Origin of the sequence: Plantactinospora sp. GCM10030261 (assembly GCF_042666615.1) — a bacterium.
In the GTDB taxonomy this organism is placed as follows: domain Bacteria; phylum Actinomycetota; class Actinomycetes; order Mycobacteriales; family Micromonosporaceae; genus KBS50.
On the sequence record NZ_JBHTDD010000015.1, the window covers coordinates 59,792 to 82,081 of the forward strand.

The 22,290-nt window shown below is 71.6% G+C and carries 18 protein-coding genes; 12 read left to right on the forward strand and 6 right to left on the reverse strand.

All coding sequences use genetic code 11. The features are described from left to right. The first annotated feature begins 94 nt into the window (after window positions 1–94). From ACFQUZ_RS18805 to ACFQUZ_RS18815, 3 genes are all read left to right on the forward strand, one after another. Entirely contained in the window at window positions 95–805 is a 711-nt protein-coding gene (locus ACFQUZ_RS18805) for an endonuclease/exonuclease/phosphatase family protein (protein WP_377443857.1), read from the forward strand. Window positions 806–874: 69 nt separating this feature from the next. After that, on the forward strand, window positions 875–2,275 hold the full coding sequence (locus ACFQUZ_RS18810) for a flavin-containing monooxygenase (protein ID WP_377443859.1): 1,401 nt from the start codon (window positions 875–877) through the stop codon (window positions 2,273–2,275). Beyond that, window positions 2,272–3,105, forward strand: coding sequence for an alpha/beta hydrolase (locus ACFQUZ_RS18815; RefSeq protein WP_377443861.1), 834 nt, complete (start codon window positions 2,272–2,274; stop codon window positions 3,103–3,105). The genes ACFQUZ_RS18810 and ACFQUZ_RS18815 overlap by 4 nt, the downstream gene beginning before the upstream one ends. A 25-nt stretch (window positions 3,106–3,130) precedes the next feature. On the opposite strand, the gene ACFQUZ_RS18820 is transcribed toward ACFQUZ_RS18815, so the two are convergent. After that, entirely contained in the window at window positions 3,131–4,543 is a 1,413-nt protein-coding gene (locus ACFQUZ_RS18820) for a trehalose-6-phosphate synthase (protein WP_377443862.1), read from the reverse strand. A gap of 256 nt (window positions 4,544–4,799) precedes the next feature. Then, complete coding sequence (locus ACFQUZ_RS18825; protein ID WP_377443864.1) at window positions 4,800–5,723, reverse strand: DUF308 domain-containing protein; 924 nt, start codon at window positions 5,721–5,723, stop codon at window positions 4,800–4,802. 238 nt (window positions 5,724–5,961) lie between these two features. On the opposite strand from ACFQUZ_RS18825, the gene ACFQUZ_RS18830 reads away from it, so the two are divergent. After that, window positions 5,962–6,687 carry a lysophospholipid acyltransferase family protein gene (locus tag ACFQUZ_RS18830; RefSeq protein ID WP_377443866.1) on the forward strand — a complete coding sequence of 242 codons (726 nt, stop codon included), beginning with the start codon at window positions 5,962–5,964 and terminating at the stop codon, window positions 6,685–6,687. A gap of 21 nt (window positions 6,688–6,708) precedes the next feature. Here ACFQUZ_RS18830 and ACFQUZ_RS18835 read toward each other — a convergent pair whose 3' ends face one another. Further along, window positions 6,709–10,209 carry an adenylate/guanylate cyclase domain-containing protein gene (locus ACFQUZ_RS18835; protein WP_377443868.1) on the reverse strand — a complete coding sequence of 1,167 codons (3,501 nt, stop codon included), beginning with the start codon at window positions 10,207–10,209 and terminating at the stop codon, window positions 6,709–6,711. Between the two features lie 179 nt (window positions 10,210–10,388). Here ACFQUZ_RS18835 and ACFQUZ_RS18840 point away from each other — a divergent pair, with 179 nt between their 5' ends. Continuing rightward, complete coding sequence (locus ACFQUZ_RS18840) at window positions 10,389–10,643, forward strand: hypothetical protein (protein ID WP_377443870.1); 255 nt, start codon at window positions 10,389–10,391, stop codon at window positions 10,641–10,643. A gap of 145 nt (window positions 10,644–10,788) precedes the next feature. Here the strand turns inward: ACFQUZ_RS18840 and ACFQUZ_RS18845 are convergent, their stop codons facing one another. Next, complete coding sequence (locus ACFQUZ_RS18845) at window positions 10,789–11,481, reverse strand: Crp/Fnr family transcriptional regulator (RefSeq protein WP_377443872.1); 693 nt, start codon at window positions 11,479–11,481, stop codon at window positions 10,789–10,791. 542 nt (window positions 11,482–12,023) lie between these two features. On the opposite strand from ACFQUZ_RS18845, the gene ACFQUZ_RS18850 reads away from it, so the two are divergent. The 4 genes from ACFQUZ_RS18850 (at window position 12,024) to proC (ending at window position 15,634) form a co-directional block, all read left to right on the forward strand. Continuing rightward, the gene (locus ACFQUZ_RS18850; protein ID WP_377444038.1) at window positions 12,024–12,515 is read left to right on the forward strand and encodes a polyadenylate-specific 3'-exoribonuclease AS; all 492 of its coding nucleotides are present in this window, start codon (window positions 12,024–12,026) and stop codon (window positions 12,513–12,515) included. A 364-nt stretch (window positions 12,516–12,879) separates the two neighbouring features. Beyond that, entirely contained in the window at window positions 12,880–13,383 is a 504-nt protein-coding gene (locus ACFQUZ_RS18855) for a pyridoxamine 5'-phosphate oxidase family protein (protein WP_377443874.1), read from the forward strand. A 240-nt stretch (window positions 13,384–13,623) separates the two neighbouring features. Beyond that, the gene (locus ACFQUZ_RS18860) at window positions 13,624–14,652 is read left to right on the forward strand and encodes a 6-phosphofructokinase (RefSeq protein WP_377444040.1); all 1,029 of its coding nucleotides are present in this window, start codon (window positions 13,624–13,626) and stop codon (window positions 14,650–14,652) included. Window positions 14,653–14,815: 163 nt separating this feature from the next. Then, on the forward strand, window positions 14,816–15,634 hold the full coding sequence (gene proC, locus ACFQUZ_RS18865; RefSeq protein ID WP_377443876.1) for a pyrroline-5-carboxylate reductase: 819 nt from the start codon (window positions 14,816–14,818) through the stop codon (window positions 15,632–15,634). 92 nt (window positions 15,635–15,726) lie between these two features. On the opposite strand, the gene ACFQUZ_RS18870 is transcribed toward proC, so the two are convergent. Beyond that, the gene (locus ACFQUZ_RS18870; protein ID WP_377443877.1) at window positions 15,727–16,410 is read right to left on the reverse strand and encodes a class F sortase; all 684 of its coding nucleotides are present in this window, start codon (window positions 16,408–16,410) and stop codon (window positions 15,727–15,729) included. Beyond that, window positions 16,407–17,345 carry a DUF4397 domain-containing protein gene (locus ACFQUZ_RS18875; protein WP_377443879.1) on the reverse strand — a complete coding sequence of 313 codons (939 nt, stop codon included), beginning with the start codon at window positions 17,343–17,345 and terminating at the stop codon, window positions 16,407–16,409. The genes ACFQUZ_RS18870 and ACFQUZ_RS18875 overlap by 4 nt, the downstream gene beginning before the upstream one ends. A gap of 178 nt (window positions 17,346–17,523) precedes the next feature. On the opposite strand from ACFQUZ_RS18875, the gene ACFQUZ_RS18880 reads away from it, so the two are divergent. The 3 genes from ACFQUZ_RS18880 to ACFQUZ_RS18890 all read left to right on the forward strand — a co-directional run bounded on the left by ACFQUZ_RS18880 (window position 17,524) and on the right by ACFQUZ_RS18890 (window position 22,284). Next, entirely contained in the window at window positions 17,524–18,078 is a 555-nt protein-coding gene (locus tag ACFQUZ_RS18880) for a flavoprotein (protein ID WP_377443881.1), read from the forward strand. A gap of 70 nt (window positions 18,079–18,148) precedes the next feature. Beyond that, window positions 18,149–20,458: a glycoside hydrolase family 44 protein gene (locus tag ACFQUZ_RS18885; RefSeq protein ID WP_377443883.1), complete on the forward strand. Its 2,310-nt coding sequence runs from the start codon at window positions 18,149–18,151 to the stop codon at window positions 20,456–20,458. 230 nt (window positions 20,459–20,688) lie between these two features. Continuing rightward, entirely contained in the window at window positions 20,689–22,284 is a 1,596-nt protein-coding gene (locus tag ACFQUZ_RS18890) for a glycosyl hydrolase family 18 protein (RefSeq protein ID WP_377443885.1), read from the forward strand. The last annotated feature ends 6 nt before the right edge of the window (window positions 22,285–22,290 follow it).

Here is a 22,290-nt window from a genome sequence, read left to right on the forward strand (position 1 = left end):
CGGTCGCGCCGATCGCAAGTGGCGGCGACCGTGACCTAAGGTGGTGTCGCGAGCGACCTAAGGTGGGTGTCCGCGTGGATCGGAAGGACGCCAGATGACCGCCGGTAACCGGCTGCGGGTGATGTCGTACAACGTGCACAGCCAGCGGGACGACCTGGCGGCGCTGGCGGCGGCCGTCCGTGCTCTGGCCCCCGACGTGGTCCTGGTGCAGGAGGCTCCGCGCCGGTTCCGCTGGCGGCACGGCTGTGCCGCGCTCGCCGAACGGCTCGGCATGGTGGTGGCGGTCGGTGGCCTGCCGGCGCTCGGCAACCTGGTGTTGACCACGCTGCGGGTCCGGGTGCACCGGACGTGGACCACGCGGTTCCCGCTCACCCCCGGCCGACACCTGCGTGGGGCCGCGTTCGCGGAGTGTTCGGTCGGACCGGCGCCCGACGGTTCGACGGTGTCCCGGTTCGTCGTGGTCGGGTCGCACCTGTCGCTCGATCCGGTCGAGCGGTCGAGCCAGGCCGGCCTGCTCAGGGCGGAACTGGCGGACGTCGAACTGCCGGTGATAATCGGGGCGGACGTGAACGAGCGCCCGGACGGTGCCGCCTGGCGGACGATGGCGGACGGCCTGGTCGACACCGCGGTCGCGGCCGGCCGGGCGGACGTCCTCACGTTCCCCTGCCCGACAGCCGATCGACGGATCGACGCGATCTTCGTGGATCCACGCGTCCAGGTGGTCGACTGCCAGGTGCCGGACACCGAACAGATCCGGCGCGCCAGCGACCACTACCCGGTGTTGGCGGACCTGCTACTGGGTTGACAGGGGGCCTTGTTATACAACAAGCGGTAACAAGGGCCCTTCCTTACATCGATACGAGGGAGATCCGGGGTGTCCACCTCCACCGACCACACCGGCCCGGAGCCCGGCGCCGCCGCGCCCGCCGACGGCCGTCAGGTGTACGACCGGGGCGACACGGTGTGCGTCATCGGCGCGGGCGCCAGCGGGCTCGCCGCTGTCAAGAACCTCACCGAGTACGGGTTCGGGGTGGACTGCTACGAACGCGAGACCGGGATCGGCGGCATCTGGAACTGGCGGCACGACCGCAGCCCGGTGTACGCGAGCACCCACCTGATCTCGTCGAAGCCGTTCACCCAGTATCCGGACTTCCCGATGCCGGACACCTGGCCGGACTATCCGCACCACGCCCAGCTACTGTCCTATTTCGAGCGGTATGCCGACCACTTCGACCTGCGCCGGCACATCTGGTTCGGCACCGAGGTGATCCGGGTCGAGCCGGCGGGGGACGACCGGTGGTATGTCACCACCCGCAGCACCGGCGGGTACGGCGCCGAGCGCACCTCGCGGTACGCCGCCGTGGTGGTCGCCAACGGCCACAACTGGTCGCCCAAGATACCGGCGTACGACGGGTTGGACGGGTTCCGCGGTCAGGTACTGCACGCGTCGGCGTACAAGGATCCGGCGCAGCTGCGCGGCAAGCGGGTGCTCGTGGTGGGCGCCGGCAACACCGGTTGTGACATCGCCGTGGAGGCGGCGCAGCAGGCGGCCCGGTGCTGGCACTCCACCCGCCGCGGCTACTGGTACGCACCGAAGTACGTGTTGGGTCGCCCGGCCGACCAGGTGAACGACACGGCGCACCGGTACCGGCTGCCGCTGTGGCTGCGCCAGTGGTTGTTTCACCGACTGCTGAAGCTGACCGTCGGCGATCTCACCCGGTTCGGCCTGCCCCGGCCGGACCACAAGGTGTACGAGACGCACCCGATCGCGAACAGCCAGCTCGTCTACTACGTGGGCCACGGGGAGATCGCGCCGGTGCCGGAGGTGACCCGGTTCGACGGGGCCCAGGTGGTGCTCAGCGACGGTCGGCAGATCGAGCCGGATCTGGTCATCTTCGCGACCGGCTACCTACCCACGTTCGACTTCCTCGACCAGGGAATCCTCGGCGCCGACGAGTCCGGCCGGCCGGCGCTGTATCTGAACGCCTTCCCGCGCCGCCATCCGACCCTGGCCGTGGTGGGCCTGGTGCAGCCGGATTCCGGCATCTTCCCCCTGTCGCACTGGCAGAGCGTGTTGATCGCGCGATATCTGCGGCAGCGGGAGCGGGCCCCGGAGCGCGCCCGGGCGTTCGGCGGGCGGATCGACGCGGACGCGGACCGCCGCTGGCACGAGGCTCGGGTGAAGGACAGCACCCGGCACTGGTTCGAGGTCAGCCACGTGGAATACATGCGCGCGTTGCAGCGGGCGCTGGACGAGCTGGGGGTGCCGGCATGACGGGGAACCGACTTCAGATCATGCGGTCGCGGGACTGGGCCCGTCCGGTGCCGCCGGTGCGCCGTGAGGTGCGCAGCGCCCTACCCCGGCAGGACGAGGACCGCCCGCCAGTGCTGTTCGTGCCGGGTTTCGGGCACGGTGCCTGGGCGTTCGCCGCGCACTGGTTGGAGCACGCCGCGGGTCGCGGTTTCCCCGCGTACGCGCTGAGCCCGCGCGGGCACGGCGAGAGCGACCCGGCGCCGGACGCCACGCTGCGGGCGTATGCGCATGACGTGGTCCAGGTGGCGGCGGGCCTGCCGCGGCGCGCGGTGCTGGTGGGGCACGGCGCCGGCGCCCGGATCGTGGAGCACGCGCTGGCCCGGTATCCGGCGCGGGCGGCGGTGTTGGTGGCCCCGGTGCTCGGGGGCTGGGGCACGCTCGGCACGGCGCTGCGCCGCAATCCGGCCGGTACGGTGCCAGCGTTGTTCGGCGGCGGGCTGCGCCTGAACCGTCGCCAGCTGTTCAGCCGTGACCTGCCGGAGGCGACAGCGCGGGCCTACCTGGACCGGCTCGGTCGGGCCGGTTGGCGAGCCCAGTGGCAGTTGCTCGGCCGACCTACCGACGAACCCGCGGTCGGTGGTCCGCCGGTGCTGGTGCTCGGTAGCCCGGACGACCGGGTCGTGTCGCCCGCGGCGCTGTCCGCGGCGGCCGGCAGGCACGGCACGGCGCCGTTGCTGTTCCCCGGCATGGGACACGCAATGATGCTGGATGTCGGCTGGGCGGAGCCGATCGACGCGATCCTCGACTGGCTGGACAAGGAGGCGCCCACCACGGACCTCGTCCGGCGGTGAGGGCGCGTCGCCGGCCGGGCATCGCTCAGTCGGCGGTGAGCCGGGCGGCCAGTCCGCCGGTCTCGTCAAGTGCCGTCAGGTAAGCACGGGCCCACGCCCGGATGTCGTGGGTGCGTAGATGGCTCCGCATGGCCCGCATGCGGATGCGCAGTTCCGCCGGCGGGGTCTGGAGCGCGGTCAGCAGGGTGCGCTTCAACCCGTCCAGGTCGTGCGGGTTGACGAGGAACGCATGGGTCAACTCGACGGCGGCGCCAGCGAACTCGCTGAGCAGGAGGGCGCCGGTGTCGTCGACCCGGGCGGCGACGTACTCCTTGGCCACCAGGTTCATCCCGTCCCGAAGTGGGGTTGCCGCCAGCACGTCCGCCACCCGGTAGAGGGCCGCCAGTTCGGCCCGGTTGAACGGCTGGGTGAGGTAGTGGACGGCCGGCTCGCCGACCCGGCCGAACTCGCCGTTGATCCGGCCGACCTCCCGCTCCACCCGGTCACGGAGCACCTGGTAGTGCCCCACCCGCTCGCGGCTGGGCATGGCGACCTGGACGAGCGCCGTCTCGTGGACTTTGACGCGCCCGTCGGCGAGCAGTTCGCTGTACGCCTTGAGGCGCTGCTCGATGCCCTTGGTGTAGTCCATCCGGTCCACGCTCAGCACCACGTGCCTCGGGTGGCCGAGGTCGCCGCGCCAGCGTCGGGCCCGCTCGATCACCTCGGACTGGTTGGCCAGCGTGGCCATCTCCGCCATGTCGATGGAGACCGGGAAGGCGCCGGTGCGCACCGCCCGGTCGCCGACGGTGATCCGTTCGTCGGTCGCGGGCAGGTCGAACAGGCGGGCGGCGAGCTGGGCGAAGTTGTGGGTGGCCTGGGGGCGCTGGAAACCGATCAGGTCGGCGCCGAGCAGCCCGGTGAGCAGTGCGTCGCGGCGGGGAAGCTGCATGAACAGCTCGGGCGGCGGGAACGGCACGTGCAGGAAGAAGCCGATCCGCACGTCGGGCCGACGCTCGCGGAGCATCGCCGGGACGAGTTGCAGGTGGTAGTCCTGGACCCAGACCACAGCCTCCGGGTCGGCGACCTCCGCCGCCGCGTCGGCGAACCGTTGGTTGACCCGCCGGTAAGCCTCCCACCAGCGCCGGTGATAGGTCGGCTGCTCGACGGCGTCGTGGTAGAGCGGCCAGAGGGTGGCGTTGGCGAAGCCCTCGTAGTGGTCCCGGATGTCCTCATCGGACAGCGGGACCGTGACCATCCGGACGCCGTCGATGTCGGGCAGGCTGGGGGCGGGTCCGCTCCGACCGGCCCAGCCGACCCAGGTGGCCGGCTGCCGGCGCAGCAGCGGATGCAGGGCGCTTACCAGACCGCCCGGGCTTCGCCGCCACTCGCAGGCACCGTCCGGCACGCTGTCGTCGATCGGCAGGCGGTTGGCCACCACAACGAGCGAGCGTGGGCGCATCGATGGCACCTCGCGAGGGGTTCGGGGCGCCGGCAGGCCGGCGACGGAGGGGATGACAGCGGCTACCAACAGTATTTCTACCTACCGGACGTTACGCGATTATTACCGCACGGCGCGGAACCGGTGGTACCCCACCGGACTGAGTGCTCATTGCGCCGGTGGTCGGTGTCGCGACGTGCGTGTCACCGCACCGTCGAGGTCGATCCGCGGGCGTGGTCGTCGAGGCGGTGGTCGTCGCCATCCTGCCCGCCAACGGTCAGACGACGGCGCCGTCGTCCGGATCCGGGTCGTCGTCGCCCGGACGCAGCCGCCAGACGAGCGTGACGAAACCGGCCATGATGCCGCCGAAACCGAGCACCTGGGCGATCGTCGGGTCCACCGGCAGCGCCGTCGGAAACAGGAAGAGGGCGAAGCCGAGCACGATCGCCAGCACGCCGACCACGGTGTACCCGGACGGTCGCGGCAGCGGAGGCGGTGGCGGCGGGGTGTAACCGTCCTCCGGGCCGTCGGGCAGGTCGGCACCGAAGGTGTCGAGACCGTCAAGCAGGGACGGTCCGTCGACGGTGCGGCCGTCGTCGACCGAGATCCCCGAGACGTGGGTGGCCGAGGTGAGCCGCCGGCCACCGGGGGGCGGGGGAACGGTCGGCTTCGGCGGGTCGGTCGCCGAGGTGGCCGGTACGGGTGGTGGCTCGGTCCCGTCGCCCTGGGGACGCCGCCCGGCTGGTTCACCGGGACTCGGGGTTCCGACGGCCGCCTCGTTGGCCGGCCGCTCCTCGCCGGCCGACACGTCCTCCGCGTCCGGCCAGGGCCGCGCGGCACCGGCGTCCAGGTGATAACCCGCGATGATCTTCTCCCACTCGGCGTCCACGTCCGGATCGCCCCCGTCACCCCGGGGCGGCGGCGCGCCACCCTCGTCGGCGAGTTGGCTGAGGTAGTCGCGCGCGGTGGCCAGATGGACCCGGTCGACATAGAGCCGGTCGACCGGCCGGGCGGGCACCGTGGTGGTCCGGGTCACCGGGTTGAGATCCGCCGAGGGCTGCAGGTACGCGGCGATGCCACCCGCCGCCAGCACGTCGAGCAGGTGTTCCCCGACCCGCGGGTCCACGTCACCGGCGACCGCGTACTCGGACGCGTCGAGCCCGTTGTCGCGCCGGCCCCGCCGGGCCCCACCAGTTGACACCGACACCCCCTCCTCGCCGGCGCGTCCGCGCCCGTTCGTCCCCGCCCGCCGCGACCCGCGTCCACGCCGACCGCCGTGCCTTGAATCGTGACACGGCCACCACCGGTTCCGGGAGTGCGTTGTGGCGCGGCGTACCCGCTTCGTAGGCTCGACGGCGACGGTCCGCACCGCCATATGCGTCCCGCGTGTGGCGCCGGGCCGTCCTGCGGCGGTTGGCGGGAGCCTCGGAGGGACAACGGTGTTCTACTGGCTGATGAAGTACGTCATCCTTGGTCCCTGGCTCAGATTGATCTTCAGGCCGCGGGTCGAGGGACTGGAGTACGTGCCCGCCACCGGGCCGGCGATCCTCGCGAGCAACCACCTGTCCTTCTCCGACTCGATCTTCATGCCGCTGATGGTCAAGCGAAAAGTGACGTTCGTCGCCAAAGCCGAATATTTCCTCGGTAAAGGGCTCAAGGGCTGGCTCACGAAGATGTTCTTCGTAGGGGCCGGCACCATCCCGGTCGACCGGTCGGGTGGCCAGGCCGCCCGCGCGGCCCTGGACACCCAGTTGGCGGTGCTCCGCCGGGGCGGGCTGGCGGGCATCTACCCGGAGGGCACCCGCTCGCCGGACGGGCGGCTCTACCGGGGCAAGACCGGGGTGGCCCGGCTGGCACTGGAGAGCGGGGCCCCGGTGGTCCCGGTGGCGATGCTCAACCTGGACCAGATCCAACCGCCGGGCAAGCTGATCCCGCGCATCCAGCGGGTCCGGATCCGGTTCGGCGCGCCGCTGGACTTTTCCCGGTACGCGGGCGCGGCCGGCGACCGGTTCGTCGAGCGGGCGATCACCGACGAGATCATGTACGAGCTGATGGAGCTGTCCGGGCGCGAGTACGTCGACACGTACGCGCAGAAGGTGAAGGACCACCTCGCCCGGACAGCGACCGGCCCGGCGCGGGAGCCGACCGAGCCGATCCCCGCCTGAGCACCCGCGGGCCGACCTCCCTCAGGCCCGGGTCAGCCCGGCGAGCCGGAGCAGCCCGGGGGCGTGGTTGCGGCCGGCGAACTCGCGTACCAGGTCCGCCTTGTCCGCCGTCCCGGCCGCATCCGCCCGTACCAGGTCCGCCTTGTCCGCCGTCCTGGCCGCGTCCGCCCGGCCCCGCGCCGCCACCGAGAACGCCGTGGCCAGGAGTTCGTCCGTGCGGTCCGGCATCGCGGCATAGATCTCTGCGGCGCTGGCGTACGCGCGGCCGGCGGCTCGGTGCTCGCCCGCGGCGGTGGCCAGCGCCCCGTCCGTGGCGTACCGGGCGGCGCGCGCCCACGGGGTGGCGCGGGGAGCCCGATCCAGCATCTGCCGCAACAGCTCGGCGGCCGGGGGACCGAGGACCGCGGTGGCGTGCCCGGCCGCGGCCACCCACTCCATGAACGCGATCATCCTCGTCTGCCGCCAGTCCGCGGCCAGCTCGGCGAGCAGCTCCAGCGCGGAATCGGCGCGGCCCTGCACGGCCCGGCAAAGCGCGGCCTGGGCGAGCGTCGAGCAGACCACCCGGTGGAAGCCGCTGCGCCGGGCGGCGCTGAGCACCCGGTCGACCTCGTCGTCCACCCCGGCCGGCGGGGGGTCACCGCGCAGCACCCGCATCCAACCGGAGACCGCGACGATGTGCAGGTCCCACTCGGCGGTCGGCCGGCTGGTGAACTCCGCCACCGCCCGCATCGACGCCGCCCAGTCGCCCGCGTAGTAGGCGTGGGTGAACTGCTCGGCGAAGCCGATGGCCAGGCCATGCCCACCGCCCACGTCGATGGCGGATTGTTCCTGGATCAACCGGGTGGAACCGGCCAGGTCGCCCTCCTCCTGTAACGCCCAGGCCAGGTTGCCCAGGGCCCGGCGGCTGCTGCTCAGTTCGAGCGATCGGCAATGGTCGGTGATGTCGGTGAGTTCGTCGATCGCCTCCGCCGCACCGGCCATGTAACGCGCGGTGGCCAGGGTGATCCGAGCGTTCGCCGCCACCTCGGACAACTTCAGTTCGTTGGCGAGTTCCACGGCCGCCTGGGCGGTCGCGCAGGCCTGCTCGGTCTCGGCGTTGATCATGTGGGTCCGGGCGAGTTCGAGCATCGCCTCCGCCTTTTCCGCCGAGGCCGGCAGGTTCCGGTAGAGGGAGATCGCCCGATCCAGGCAGGCCAGCGTCTCGGTCCGGTCAGCCCGGCGCCAGGCGGCCGTGCCGAGCAGGGTCCAGGCCCGCGCCGCGCCCACCGGATCGGTGGCGGCCGCGAGCCGATCGGCCAACTCGCGGAGCCGCTTGCTGCCGTCGTCGCTGAGGAACGCGTCGCTGTCCTGGTAGAGGGCCACCTCCGCGGCGAAGAGATCGAGTCCGAGATTCGACGGCAGGTCCAGCCGTAGCGCCCGGTCCAGCAGGGTCTTGGCGGCGTCCAGGGCGTGCAGCGCGTACGCTCGCCGAGCCGCCCGCGTCAACGCGTCGCGCGCCGGTTGGGCGTACGGCGTCGGGTCGATGCCGATCGTCCGGGCGATCTCGTGCGCGGTCCACCGATGGTTGGCGAGCACCTCGGTGAGGTCGTTCTGCTGGCCTTCGGAAACCTGCTCCAGCCAGTCGGCGGCCCGGTGGTGCCGAGCCACCCGCTCGGTGCGGGGAAGCCGCTGATAGCAGATGTCCCGCACCAGCACGTGACGGAACCGGTACTCCGGTTGTGCGGCCATCGTCGAGGTCGGCTGCTCGTAAACCAGGTCACGCTGCTGGAGGCGGTCCAGGGACCGTTCCACCCACTCCGTCGAGCGACCCAGCGCGGCGGCGATCGCACCCGGCCAGAACTGGACCCCCACCACCGCGGCGGCCTGCAGCACCGTGCGATCGGCCGGCTCCAGCAGGTCCAGCCGGTTGGCGATCACCGCCTGCACGGTACGCGGCATCAACGAGCCCTCCACGTCGGCGAGGGCGCCCCCGGCATGCCGCAGCAGACCCTCGTCCACAAGCATCCGGGTGTACTCCTGGGCGTAGAGGGGGTTGCCGTCGGCGAACTCCACGAGCGGGCCGAGGGCGTCCTGCGGCAGCGTGGCCTGACCGAGCAGCAGGGCGTAGAGCCGCGCGATGTCGGAGTCGTGCATCGGTGGCACGGAGATGGAGATCGCGCCGCTGATCGCGCTGGTCCAGGCCGGCTGCTGCTCCCGCAACTCGGGGCGGGCGGTGGCGATCACCAGCAGCGGGGTCCGTCGGGCGACCGCCCCCAACTGCTCGATGAAGTGCAGCATCGGCTGGTCCGCCCAATGCATGTCCTCGAAGACCAGCACGGTCGGACCGGACGAGGCGAGGGCGAGCAGGAAGCGTCGCCAGGCGTACTCCGTCTCGCTGGGGCCCAGTCGTTCGCCCCGTACCCCGACGAGCGGGGCCAGCGCGTCGGCCAGGGATCCCAGGTGGCCCCCCGGGAGCCGGGACAGCCGGGTCCGCAGCCGGTGGGCCCGGGTCAGCTCGTCGTCGCTGTCCAGGATGCCAGCCCAGGCCTTGACGATGTCGGCCAGCGCGGAGTAGGTGACGTTCTCGCCGAACGGTGGGCAGTGCCCGACCCACCAGCCGACCGGCCGGCCGGGCAGGCTCGCGGCGTGCCGGGCCAGCTCGCGCAGCAGCCGGCTCTTGCCGACGCCGGCGGGCCCGAAAACCGTCACCAGCTGTGGTACGCCCTCGTGCACGGTCCGGTGCAGGGCGTTGACCAGGAGCCCTCGCTCGTGGTCGCGGTCCACCATCGGGGCGAGCTCGGTCGCGTACAGCTCGTCGCGCGGGCGGGCCCGGGTGGCCAGCCACACCCGGCTCACCGCGGAACGGCCACGCAACACCACCGGCTCCTGTTCGGCATACTCCATCTCGCGTTGCGTGGCGGCGTAGGTGGCCTCGTCGACGACCACCCCGCCGGTGGGGGCCAGGGCCTGCAACCGGGCTGCGCTGTTGACCACGTCGCCCGTGACGAACGCCTGCCCGCCGTCGCGTGCCGCGGCATGGTCGACAAGCGCCTCGCCCGTGGCCACGCCGACCCGGAAGCCGAGCGTGGGTTGCCCGGGAGCGGTCTGCCGGGGGAGTACGCGTTGCAGCTCCAGACCGGCCCGCACGCAGCGCAGCGCGTCGTTGTCGGTGGCGACCGGTGCTCCGAACAGGACCATCACGGCATCCCCGATGTACTTCTCGACGACTCCGCCGTACTGGCGGACGAGCCGCCGGACGGTCGAGAAGTATCCCTGTTGGAGGCTTCGGGCCTGTTCGGGATCGGTGCGTTCGGCGTAGGCGGTGAAGTCCGCGATGTCGATGAACAGCACGCTGACCTGGCGCCGGTCCTCCTGGGCCACCGGCCCGGCGTCCACCAGCGGCTGGCCGCACCGGGTGCAGAATCGGACGTCGAAGTCGTTCTGATGTCCACACTGGATGCACCGGGGAGCGAGGCTCTTGCCACAGCCGCCACAGAATCGGTCCTCCGGACCGGCGGCGCGTTCGCAGTCGGGGCATCTCACGCTGATGTCGTCGCTCCATGGCGCGTCGGGACGGTCACGTGTGTCTGGATGGTTCAGAGTATGTCGGGCTGGCTCAGCGTCGGGTAAGCGACCGGTCGCCAATCCGACCATCGCTTGGTCGGCGGGGCTCCGTCGCTAGCCTTTCCGCTTGAAGGAAGTTCACCTTGAGGAGCCCACCAATGTACGTTCGACTGGCGTCGGCCTGGACCGATCGGAGCGGTGCGGTGTACGCGGCCGGCGACATGGTCGACATTGACGCGGTCACCCTCGCGGAACTGGAGGAGCAGGGCGTGGTTGAAGAAGTGAAGAGCGGCGACGGCAAGACCGAGAAGAACGACCCGGAGCGGATCGGCCCCGGACCGACGGCGCCGCCCAAGGACGACAGCGAGATCCAGCGCATCGGTCCCGGACCGACCGCGCCGCCCAGGGACTAGGTTTCCGGATGCCGGCCGTTACCTCGCGGGGGCGGCCGGCATCGCCGTGCCGGTTGCGGCGTTGCCGGTCGGCGGGAGCGGTGTGCTCGGAGCGGTCCGGTTGCGCCGGCCGGTCGACGAGGTCCTGCCGGCTTGGCTCGGCGGGTTAGCGGTCCACCATCCCCGCCCGCCGGCGCAACGCCCCGACGTCGGTGACCACGATGCGACGCCCCTCGGTACGCAACCAGCCGCGGCTGGCGAACGATCCGATCGCCTGGTTCACGCTCTGCCGCGAGCCGCCCGCCATCTCGGCGAGCTGACTCTGGTTGAGTTCGATCGTGATCATGGGGGCCTGGCTCTCGCCGGCCAGCCGGACCAACGTCTTGGCGACCCGACCGGGCAGATCGAGGAAGACGTGGTCGGCGTTCTGCTCGGTGAGCCGCCGGATCAGGCCGCCGAGCGAGCGCATCACCGCGTCGAGAATGCGTGGGTTGGAATGCACCAGCTCCATGAAGGCGCCCCGACTCAGCGCCAGCGCGGCGGTGTCCTCGATGGCCTCGGCCGAGGTGGAGCGGGTCGAGGCGTCCAGCAGGGACACCTCACCCAGCACGTCCGGTGGACGCATCACGGTGAGGATCGCCCGCTCGCCGGTGGGTGCCGTGCGGAAGACGGCGACCGCCCCGCGCCGCAACACGATCAACGACTCGCCGGGGTCGTTCTCCACGAACAGCAACTGACCCTTGCGGTAGGTACGTGGCACCGCGGCGGCGATCACCCGCTGCCGTGCCTCCGGCTCCAAGCCGGCAAACATGTCGACACCGGCGAGCGCGTCGCCCGGCTCCGGTAGGCGTCCTTCCACGGCCCAACCCCTCCCCGGTACGGACCCGCAGCCGTTCCGGACCCCACACGTCGGTCACGGACTGCATTGATACCGGATTCCCGCCCGGCAGCGTTACCCATCAGATCATGACTGTCATGTCGCGTGCTGTACACCCCTCGAATCATTTCTGTGACAGTTAGAGAACTCCGCGAAGGGCACGATGATCTGCAGATTCGCACCGGGTCGGGGGGATCACGGGGGCCGGGGCGGATCAGGTCGCGGGGCGCCGCGGTCGGCCGGAGTGGGGGCGGGGGTGCTTCCTCCGGCCGACCGCGGCGGACCGAACTCGCGGGGGCGTCGGCGGAGCGTCGGCCACCGACGCCCCGCGTCGATCGCGCGTCGGCCTGGGGAGGCCGGGTGATCCGTCGCCGGAACGGCTCGGCGGGCCGGGGGACCCGCCGGCTGACCGGCTCGGACCGGTGGTCCGTTGCCGGGACGGGTCACCGCGCGGCCGGGCGGGTGGGCCACCGACGTGGCCCCCGCCCGGTGCCGGCCCCGAGGCGTGGTTCAGGATGGCGGTGATGGTGTACCGCTACTTCTATGACTGCGAGTTCGTCGAGGACGGCCGGATCATCGACCTCGTGTCGATCGGCGTCGTCGACGAGTTCGGGCGTGAGTTCTACGCCGTGTCCACCGAGTTCGACGATCGTCGGGCCATTCCCTGGGTACGCCGCAACGTGCTGGACAAGCTTCCCTCGCCGGCTGACCCGGCGTGGCGCTCCAGGGAGCGCATCCGGGACGACCTGTACGAGTTCCTGACCGAACCGCTGCGGGACCAGCCGGCGCAGAGGATAGAGCTGTGGGCCTGGTACGCCGCGTACGACCACGTGGCGCTCGCCCAGCTGTGGGGCGCCATGCCCGCGCTGCCCCGGGCGTTGCCCCGGTTCACGAAGGACCTGCGACAACTCTGGGACGACCGGGGCCGGCCGGCGCTGCCCGAAGCCGCCGCCGACCGGCATGATGCCCTGGTGGACGCCCGGCACAACCTGGCCCGCTGGCAGGTCATGGGCTGACGGAGGTCGCGGGCTGGCGGATGGCCTCGCGGGCTGGTGGGACCGTGCTGGTGGGAAGGCCGCGTGGGCTGGTGGCGGGATGGCCGTGCGGGATGGCCGTGCGAGCTTGCGGCGGGAAGGCCGCAGGGGCCCTGCCTGATCATGCCCGCAGCGGTCCGCAGCCCGCACCGCCGCCGCGAATGCCGTCCCCCGCGCCTGTTCCGCCCCGATCTTGGACAGGTTCCGTTCAGAAGACGGAACCTGTCCAAGATCTGCGCCCGGCCCGGCCTCGGTACCGAGGAGTCGGCCGTCCCGGATGACGGCAGACCGTTTGGCTGCCGATCCCGGGGGCATGGGTCGGGAGGACGCCATCGAGAGGGGACCCATGAGCCACGAACCGAAGACCGACGCCGAGGCCCGTGACACGGTGACCCGGCTGATCCGGGACGCGAAGATCTGCATGCTGACCACCACGACGGCCGACGGTCGACAGGTGAGCCGGCCGATGGGCCTGCAGGAGGCTGAGTTCGACGGAGAGCTGTGGTTCTTCGCCGACGCCGACTCCGCGAAGGTTCACCAGGTCGAGCGCAATCCGCAGGTCAACGTCGCGTTCGCCGACCAGAAGAACAACGCCTGGGTGTCCATCTCGGGAACCGCAGAGCAGGCGTACGACCGGGCCAAGGCCGAACAGTTGTGGAATCCGCTGCTCAAGGCCTGGTTTCCGGACGGGCTCGACACTCCGAGCCTGACCCTGCTGCGGGTGCGGGCAAGCTCGGCAGAGTACTGGAACTCACCCAACGGCAAGGTGATCACCCTGCTCGGCTACGCCAAGGCGGCAGTCACCGGTGATCGCCCGGAGGGCGGGGAGAACCGCGAGGTCAGCTTCTGACGTACGAGATCAGGAAGCCGGCCGCCCAGTGGGTGTCGGCCCGCCGGTGGGGGCTCTGGCCGGCCAGCCGGTAGAGTGCGCGGTGAGTGACGGCCCGCCGGTGGGGGCTCTGGCCGGCCAGCCGGTAGAGTGCGCGGTGAGTGACGGCCCGCCCCGGGCCGGCAACGACGCCGCGGTCTGACCTGACTACGACCCTGGGGCTCGATGGGCTACTTCGAGGCTCCAGGAGGCGAGCGGCTGATGCGTATCGGCGTGCTGACCGGCGGCGGGGACTGCCCCGGCCTGAACGCGGTGATTCGGGCGGTGGTCCGCAAGGGGGTATCCAACTACGGCCACGAGTTCGTGGGCTTCCAGGATGGCTGGCGCGGGCCCCTGGAGGGGGTGAGTCGCCCGCTCGGCATCGCCGAGGTCCGCGGCATCCTGCCCCGGGGCGGCACGATTCTCGGTTCCTCCCGGACCAATCCGTTCAAGATCGATGGCGGGGTTGAACGGATCAAGGACAACCTCGCCGGGCAGGGCGTGGACGCGCTGGTGGCGATCGGTGGCGAGGACACGCTGGGGGTGGCGACCAAGTTGCACGAGTTGGGCGTACGGGTGGTCGGCGTACCGAAGACCATCGACAACGACCTCAGCGCTACCGACTACACGTTCGGCTTCGACACCGCCGTGAACATCGCGATGGAGGCGATCGATCGGCTGCACACCACCGCCGAGAGCCACCACCGCACCCTGGTGGTGGAGGTGATGGGCCGGCACGCCGGCTGGATCGCGCTGCACGCCGGGCTGGCCGGTGGCGCCAACGTGATCCTGCTGCCCGAGCGGCAGTTCGATGTGGAGCAGGTGGCCGGCTACGTCGAGAAGCGGTTCCAGCACCAGTACGCCCCGATCGTGGTCGTCGCCGAGGGCGCCCATCCGCTCGAAGGTCAGATGGTGCTGCACAACCAGGAACTGGACGCGTTCGGTCACGTCCGGCTGGGTGGCATCGGGCAGTGGCTGGCCGGCGAGATCGAGCAGCGGACCGGCAAGGAGGCGCGGACCGTGGTGCTGGGGCACATCCAGCGCGGGGGGACCCCGACCGCCTTCGACCGGGTCCTCGCGACCCGGCTCGGTCTGCACGCGATCGACGCCGCCAATGACGGCGACTGGGGCAAGATGGTCGCCATGCAGGGCACCGACATCGTCCGGGTGCCGCTCGCCGAGGCGACCCGGGAGCTGAAGACGGTTCCGCTGGAGCGGTACACCGAGGCCGAGGTCTTCTTCGGCAGCTGACGCCGTCGCCCCTCCGGGCTATTCCGCGTTGATCTAGGGCAGATGGTTGCGATTGGAGATCAAAGAGCGGCCATCTGCCCTAGATCGCGGGGGAGGGCGTCGCGGGGGAGGGGCTGGCGGGGGAGGGGACGGCGCGGTGGGAGGGGTACTGGGAGGGGGAGCGATGGCGCCGGGGAAGCACACGGTCGCGGTGATCGGTGCTGGCAAGATCGGCGAGCTGGTCCTGTCCGGATTGCTGCGGGCGGGCTGGCCCGCGGGCAAGCTGCTGGCCACGGCCCGGCGGGCGGACCGGGCCGCCGAGCTGACCACCCGCTACGGCGTACGGATGGTCGACAACGTCACCGCGGTGCTGGACGCGGACGCGCTGGCCGTGGCGGTCAAGCCGCAGGACGCCGGCGCGTTGCTGGCCGAGATCGGCCCGAAGGTGCCGGCGGACAAGCTGGTGATCTCGCTGTGTGCCGGCCTGCCGACGAGCTTCTTCAACCGCCGGCTGCCGGAGGGGACTCCGGTGGTGCGCGTCATGACCAACACCCCGGCCCTGGTGGACCAGGCGATGACCGCGATCTCCGCCGGCCCGCACGCGACCGCGGAACACCTGGCGCTGGCCGAGGAGATGTTCACCCCGCTCGGTGCCACCATCCGGGTGCCCGAGTCGCAGCAGGACGCGGTCACCGCGCTCTCCGGTTCCGGACCGGCGTATTTCTACCTGCTGGTGGAGGCTATGACGGATGCCGGCATCCTGCTGGGACTGCCCCGGCAGGTGGCCCACGACCTGATCGTGCAGACCGCCATCGGCTCGGCGATCATGTTGCGCGATTCGGGCGAGCACCCGGTGAAGCTGCGGGAGGCGGTGACGTCGCCCGCCGGGACCACCATCTCCGCGGTGCGCGAGCTGGAGAACCACGGGGTACGGGCCGCGTTGCTGGCCGCCCTGGAGGCCGCCCGGGACCGGGCCCGGGAGTTGGCCGCCCAGAACGAGTGAGCCGGCTGGCAGAACCGGCGGCATCCCGCCCGCCGTCGACGCCCGGCGGGCGGAACCAGCCGACGAACGCGGGATCGGCGGGCGAACGCGGCTCAGCCAGCGGCGGAGGGCGGGAAGACCGGGGCCGCTGACTCGGCGACCGCGAACACCACCACGTTGTCCCGGTAGTGTCGGGTCCGCTCGTCGAAGGTGCCACCGCAGGTGACCAGACGCAGTTCGGGGCCGGGCGTCGGGCCGTACACCGCGTCGGTGCCGAAGGACTCCTTGGCGTACCGCTCGACGGCGGTGACCCGGAAGGAGATCGAGCCGGTCGCACCGTGAACCTCGATCACGTCGCCGCCGCGCAGCTCGTCGATTCGGGCGAACACGGCGGGCCCGGAAAGCGAGTCGAGGTGCCCCGCGATGATGGCCGGTCCGGTCGCGCCGGGGACCGGGCCGCCCGCGTACCAGCCGGCCTGGTCGTAGGCGGCGGGCGGGACCAGCCGGCCGGTCCCGTCCAGGCCGAGCGGCGCGAGCGGTGAGTCCACACCGAGCCGGGGGACGCGGACCCGCTGGGGCGGCCCGGCCCGGTGGCCACCGACACCGGTCGACTGGGCGATGCCCGGTTCGCACATCGCCACGCAGGCCGGCTGCCAGACCGCCGGGGGAGCGGCTTCTGGTACGCCGGCCACGCCGAGCCCGGTGCCGGTGGCCACGCAGAGGAGCAGGCCGGCCGCGCCGACCGCCAGGGAGACCGGTCGGATCCGGTCGGGCCGGGACCGGACCAACCCGCTCACCCGGACAGCCGTGCCCGGCGCCGGAGCCCGCCGCGCCGGAGTCCGACCACCGCGCCGAGCGCGAGCCCGACCACGAGCACTCCCACCGCACCCACCAGCAGCGGCGGGTACGGGTCGTCGGCCGCGGCCATGCCGCCGCCTCCGGTCTCCACCCCACCCGCCGGGACGACGCTGCCGCCTCGGGCGTCGACCCGCAGCTCGGTGGTCAGCCCGCCCTGCTTGGCGTCGAGCACGAGCAGCGAGTAGACGGTGCCGTCGGCGAGCGAGACGTCGGACATGGTGGCCTGGGCGCCGGGCGGAGCGAGGCGCAGCCGCCAGTTGCCCGGCCGCACCGCCGCGTACGAGGTGGTGGTGGCGAACTGGACACCGGTGGCGATGACGGGGCCGTCCTGGGTGGCGACGTCGAGCACCGGGGCCCGCACCGACGCCTGAACGACGCGGACCTTGGCCTGCCCGGCCGGTGGTCGGCTCAGGTCGTCGTCGAGGACCCGCAGTCCAAGATCTGCGTACCGGCCGACGCCGGCCACTGTGTACGCCTGTCCGGCGGTCACCGACACCTCGGTGGTGAGCACCGGGGGATCGCTGGCCGGGGCGCCCGCCTTGCGCATCGCGACCGCGTACCGGCCGGGCGACATCGGCTGGTAGTTCGACAGCTGGCCGTAGCCGACCGCCTCGAACTTCTGCTGTTTCGCGTCCTTGGCGGCGGCGCCCAGATAGACGTCGACGGCGGGGGTGTCCGGGGACAGGTGGGCCAGCCGGACGTACCCGACGGGAGCCGCCTGCCCGGCGGTGGCTGCCTGCCCGGCGGTGGCTGCCCGCGCGGGTCCGGGCAGGGCCAGGGTGCCACCGGCCGCGAGCAGCGCGGCGCCGAGAAGGGCCGCCAGCCGGCGCCGGTTCGTGGATCGGGAAAAGGACATGCCGCCTGCTGCCGTCATGCCGCCTCCTGCCGTCGACCTCGGCCGACGGGGCCATCGCCCCACCGGCAAATGCACAGAGTCCCGTTGATCGGACTGCCGCGCAAGCCGAGCGGAGCCGGTTGACCGATTCCCGACTCAGCCGTCACTGGATCGGGTGAGGGAGGTCGCGTTGGCGCGTGAAGTACCCTGCCGGGTCATGACGGAATCTGGCCGCCGGCCGGTCCTGCATCTCGTCGTCTGCGGGAGTCCCCGGGCCGCCCGGACCGCCGAACTGGTCGGTCTGGCCCGGGCAGCCGGATGGTCGGTGATTCCCATCGCCACTCCGTACGGGCTCCGGTTCCTCGACGTCCCGGCGGTCGAGGCGGCGACCGGGCAACCGGTCCGGCACGAGTTCCGGCGACCGGACGAGCCGAAGACGGTGCCCGACCCGGCTGGGGTGCTGGTCTGCCCGGCCACCTTCAACACGGTGAACAAACTCGCGGCCGGGATGGGTGACACGCTGGCGCTGGCGTTGGTGGCGGAGGGCATCGGCCGGGGAGTGCCGGTCGTGGTGGCGCCGGCGGTGAACACGGCCCTTGCCGCGCATCCCGCGTTCGTCCGCAGTCTCGGCGAGTTGGCCGCCGCCGGCGTGGGCGTGCTCTACGGGCCGGGCGTCTACCAACCGAACCCGCCGGGGGCCGGTGAGTCCGGCTATCCGCTGGAACTGGCGGTCCGGGCTCTCGGAGACCCGCCGGCGGTCCATGGACGTTGACGTACGACGATGTCTTGGGCATCCTGGCGGAAGCGCTCCCATGGCTCCCCGATCCCGAAGGGAAGCTGCTGTGCGCCATCGACGAACTGTCCTGACGATTCTCCTGGTCGGCGCGGCGGGCGCCGTCGTCCCGCCCGCGGCCGTGGCGGCCGGACCGGGTCCCGCCGCGGTGGTGGCCGACCCCGGTCCGGCACTGGCCGTCGACGTGACGGCCGGTCGGCACGCCATCAGCCCTGACATCTACGGCATGAACTTCGCCGGCGAGGAACTGGCTCGGGACCTGCGGCTGCCGGTGCACCGGTGGGGCGGCAACGCCACCACCCGGTTCAACTGGCGGACCGACACCAGCAACCGGGCCCACGACTGGTACTTCGAGAACATCCCCGCCGACACCCCCGACCCGTCGCAGTTGCCCGACGGTTCCGAGCCGGACCGGTTCGTCGACCAGAACGTCCGCACCGGCACGCAGACCATCCTGACCATGCCGCTGATCGGCTGGACGCCGAAGGAACGGGCCAAGGCGTGCGGCTTCAGCGTCGCCAAGTACGGCCCCCAGGAGTCCACCGACCCGTGGGCGCCCGACTGCGGCAACGGCAAGCGGCCGGACGGGACGCTGATCACCGGCAACGACCCGCACGACACCAGCGTCGAGATCGGCCCCGACTTCGTCACCGACTGGATCGCCCACCTCCAGGACCGGTACGGCACCGCGGCGAACGGCGGGGTGCGCTACTTCGCCCTGGACAACGAGCCCGACCTCTGGCACTCGACCCACCGCGACGTCCGACCGACCGGCCTGGGCTACGACGAACTGCGGGACCGGACGTACGAGTACGCCGCCGCGATCAAGCGGGCCGACCCGGAGGCCAAGACCCTCGGACCGGTCGGCTGGGGCCTGAACTCCATCATCTACTCCGGCCTCGACCAGGACGTCTGCGGCCGTACCGGATGCTGGAGCAACCCGCCCGACAAGGCCGCGCACGGCGGCGTCGACCTCGGCCCGTGGTACCTCGACCAGATGCGGGCGTACGAGCAGCAGCACGGCACCCGGATCCTGGACTACTTCGACATCCACATCTACCCGCAGCAGAGCGGGGTCCCGTTCGGCGACGCGGGGGACGCCGCCACCCAGGCGCTGCGACTGCGCTCCACCCGCCAGCTGTGGGATCCGACCTACGTCGACGAGAGCTGGATCAACTCGCCGGTCCGCATGATCCCGCGGATGCGGGACCTGGTGACACAGCACTACCCCGGTACGAAGACCGCGATCACCGAGTACAACTGGGGGGCGTACGACCACATCAACGGCGCCCTCGCGCAGGCCGACGTGCTCGGCATCTTCGGTCGTGAGGGACTGGACATGGCCGCGTTGTGGACCGCACCCGAGCCGGACCAGCCGGTGGCGCACGCGTTCCGGATCTACCGGAACTACGACGGCTCCGGCGGCGCGTTCGGTGAGACCGCCGTCCGGGCCACCAGTGCCGACCAGGAGAAACTGGCCGTGTACGCGGCCGAGCGGACGTCCGACAAGGCGCTCACCCTGGTCGTGGTGAACAAGTCCGGCACCGATCTGACCAGCCCGGTCTCGGTGGCCGGCCGGTCGACGCACCCGAGTGCCGCCCAGGTCTACCGGTACAGCCCCGCCGACCTGAGCGGGGTCGTCCGGCAGCCCGACCAGCCGGTGAGCCCCGGCGGTGGGTTCACCGCCACCTTCCCGGCCGACTCCATCACCCACCTGGTGCTGCCGGTCGGTCCCGTGAACGACGACGACACGCCACCGAGCGCCCCCGGTAGGCCGGTGGCCGGATCGGTCACCACCACCACGGTTCCGCTGTCCTGGCCGGCGGCCACCGACAACGTCGGTGTCACCGGCTATGACGTGCACCGCCGGGACGGCTCGTCAAGCGTCCGGGTGGGCACGGCGTCCGGCACGTCGTACACCGTCACCGGGTTGACCCCGAACACGCCGTACACCTTCTTCGTCACGGCCCGGGATGCCGCCGGGAACGTCTCGTCGCCGTCGGCTGACCTGGCCGTCCGCACGGCGGCGGCGCCGGGTGGTGGCTGCCGGGTGTCGTACGCGATGCCGGCGAGCTGGCCCGGCGGGTTCACCGGGTCGATCACCATCACCAATCCCGGACCGTCGGACATGCTCAGTTGGCGGCTGGAGTTCGACTTCCCGACCGTCGGCCAACGGATCGTCCAGGGCTGGTCGGCGACGTGGTCCCAGCAGGGCACCCGGGTCACCGCCGACAGTACGAGTTGGAACGGCCGACTGGCACCCGGGGAGTCCGTCACGATCGGCTTCAACGGGGTGTATACCGGGGGCGCCAACCCGGTCCCGACGATGTTCACCCTGAACGGCACCATCTGCACCTGACCTGCGGGGAAGGGGCCCTTGCCGCCGCTGATGGGCGGGGCATGGGCCCCTTGTCCACGAGTCCGGCCCGGCGCATCGCCGAGGGTCCGACCGGCGCGGCCGATCGCCGGACATCGCTCCCGGTCTGGCTGAAGCTGATCGACATATTTGCCATCTTGACGATGTGGTGAACTCGGCCGTACCGTCGCACCTACCTATTGGAAGGTTTCCTTACTATTAGGAGGTGGCCGATGCGAAGACTTCCGCATCGCGCCTGGTGGGCCGGGGCGCTGGCCGCCGTACTCGCCGTCGTCGCCGTACCGGTGACCGCCGTCGCCGCCGGCACCGTCATCGCCACCTTTGCCGCCGCCAGCGACTGGGGGACCGGACACGAGGTCCGGGTCACGGTGACAAACGGTTCGACAAGCCCGCTGGGCACCTGGCGGATCGAGTTCGACCTGCCGGCGGGCACCACGATCAGCAGTTCCTGGGACGCCGACGTGACCCGTAACGGGAACCGTTACGTCGCCGTACCGAAGAGCTGGGCCGGTCCACTCGGTCCCGGTGCCTCGGTGAGCTGGGGGTACATCGGCTCGGGAGGGTACCGGGCGCCGGTCACCTGCACGATCAACGGTGCGCCGTGCGGTACCGGAGCGCCGCCGACCGATCCACCGCCCACCGATCCACCGCCCACCGATCCGCCGCCCACTGATCCGCCCCCGACCGACCCGCCGGGCTCGCACCGGCTCGTGGGCTACTTCACCGAGTGGGGGGTCTACGGTCGCAATTACCACGTGAAGAACATCGCCACCAGCGGTTCGGCCGGGAAGCTCACCCACATCCTGTACGCCTTCGGCAACACCACCGGCGGGCGGTGCAGCGTGGGGGACAGCTATGCCGCGTACGACAAGGCGTACACCGCGGCGGACAGCGTGGACGGCGTCGCGGACACCTGGGACCAGCCGATCCGCGGCAACATCAACCAGCTCCGCAAGCTCAAGCGGATGTATCCACACATCAAGGTGCTCTGGTCGTTCGGCGGGTGGACCTGGTCCGCCGGCTTCACCCAGGCGGCGCAGAACCCGGCGGCCTTCGCCGAATCCTGCCACGCCGTGGTGGAGGACCCGCGGTGGGCGGACGTCTTCGACGGCATCGACCTCGACTGGGAATACCCGAACGCGTGCGGCCTCCAGTGCGACACGAGCGGGCCGAACGCCTTCAAGAACCTGATCGGGGCGGTACGCGCCCGGTTCGGCTCCGGGGCGTTGGTGACCGCGGCGATCACCGCCGACGGCAGCACCGGCGGCAAGATCGACGCCACCGACTACGCGGGTGCGGCGCGCGACCTGAACTGGCTGATGCCGATGACGTACGACTACTTCGGCGCGTTCAGCCCGCAGGGTCCCACGGCGCCGCACTCGCCGCTCACCTCGTATCCCGGAATTCCGCAACAGGGGTTCTGGGCGGACGCGGCGATCCAGAAGTTGAAAGCCAAGGGGGTCCCGGCGAACAAGTTGCTGCTGGGTGTGGGTTTCTACGGCCGGGGATGGACCGGCGTGACCCAGACGGCGCCCGGCGGGTCGGCCACCGGACCGGCGCCGGGCACCTACGAGGCGGGCGTCGACGACTACAAGGTGCTCAGGAACACCTGCCCGGCGACCGGCACCGTGGCCGGCACGGCGTACGCCAGGTGCGGTAGCAACTGGTGGAGCTACGACACCCCGGCGACGATCCGCGGCAAGATGTCGTACGCCGTGGGTCAGGGACTGGGCGGCGCCTTCTTCTGGGAGTTGTCCGGTGACACCGGCAACGGCGAGTTGATCAACGCGATGGCGGGCGGTCTCTGAGCCGCA

Bases quoted from the DNA above. Each gene is read 5' to 3' on its own strand.
- ACFQUZ_RS18805 (WP_377443857.1), top strand. From the start codon at position 95: ATGACCGCCGGTAACCGGCTGCGGGTGATGTCGTACAACGTGCACAGC.
- ACFQUZ_RS18815 (WP_377443861.1), top strand. From the start codon at position 2,272: ATGACGGGGAACCGACTTCAGATCATGCGGTCGCGGGACTGGGCCCGT.
- ACFQUZ_RS18820 (WP_377443862.1), bottom strand. From the start codon at position 4,543: ATGCGCCCACGCTCGCTCGTTGTGGTGGCCAACCGCCTGCCGATCGAC.
- ACFQUZ_RS18840 (WP_377443870.1), top strand. From the start codon at position 10,389: ATGTACGTTCGACTGGCGTCGGCCTGGACCGATCGGAGCGGTGCGGTG.
- ACFQUZ_RS18850 (WP_377444038.1), top strand. From the start codon at position 12,024: ATGGTGTACCGCTACTTCTATGACTGCGAGTTCGTCGAGGACGGCCGG.
- ACFQUZ_RS18855 (WP_377443874.1), top strand. From the start codon at position 12,880: ATGAGCCACGAACCGAAGACCGACGCCGAGGCCCGTGACACGGTGACC.
- ACFQUZ_RS18860 (WP_377444040.1), top strand. From the start codon at position 13,624: ATGCGTATCGGCGTGCTGACCGGCGGCGGGGACTGCCCCGGCCTGAAC.
- proC (WP_377443876.1), top strand. From the start codon at position 14,816: ATGGCGCCGGGGAAGCACACGGTCGCGGTGATCGGTGCTGGCAAGATC.
- ACFQUZ_RS18875 (WP_377443879.1), bottom strand. From the start codon at position 17,345: ATGACGGCAGCAGGCGGCATGTCCTTTTCCCGATCCACGAACCGGCGC.
- ACFQUZ_RS18880 (WP_377443881.1), top strand. From the start codon at position 17,524: ATGACGGAATCTGGCCGCCGGCCGGTCCTGCATCTCGTCGTCTGCGGG.
- ACFQUZ_RS18890 (WP_377443885.1), top strand. From the start codon at position 20,689: ATGCGAAGACTTCCGCATCGCGCCTGGTGGGCCGGGGCGCTGGCCGCC.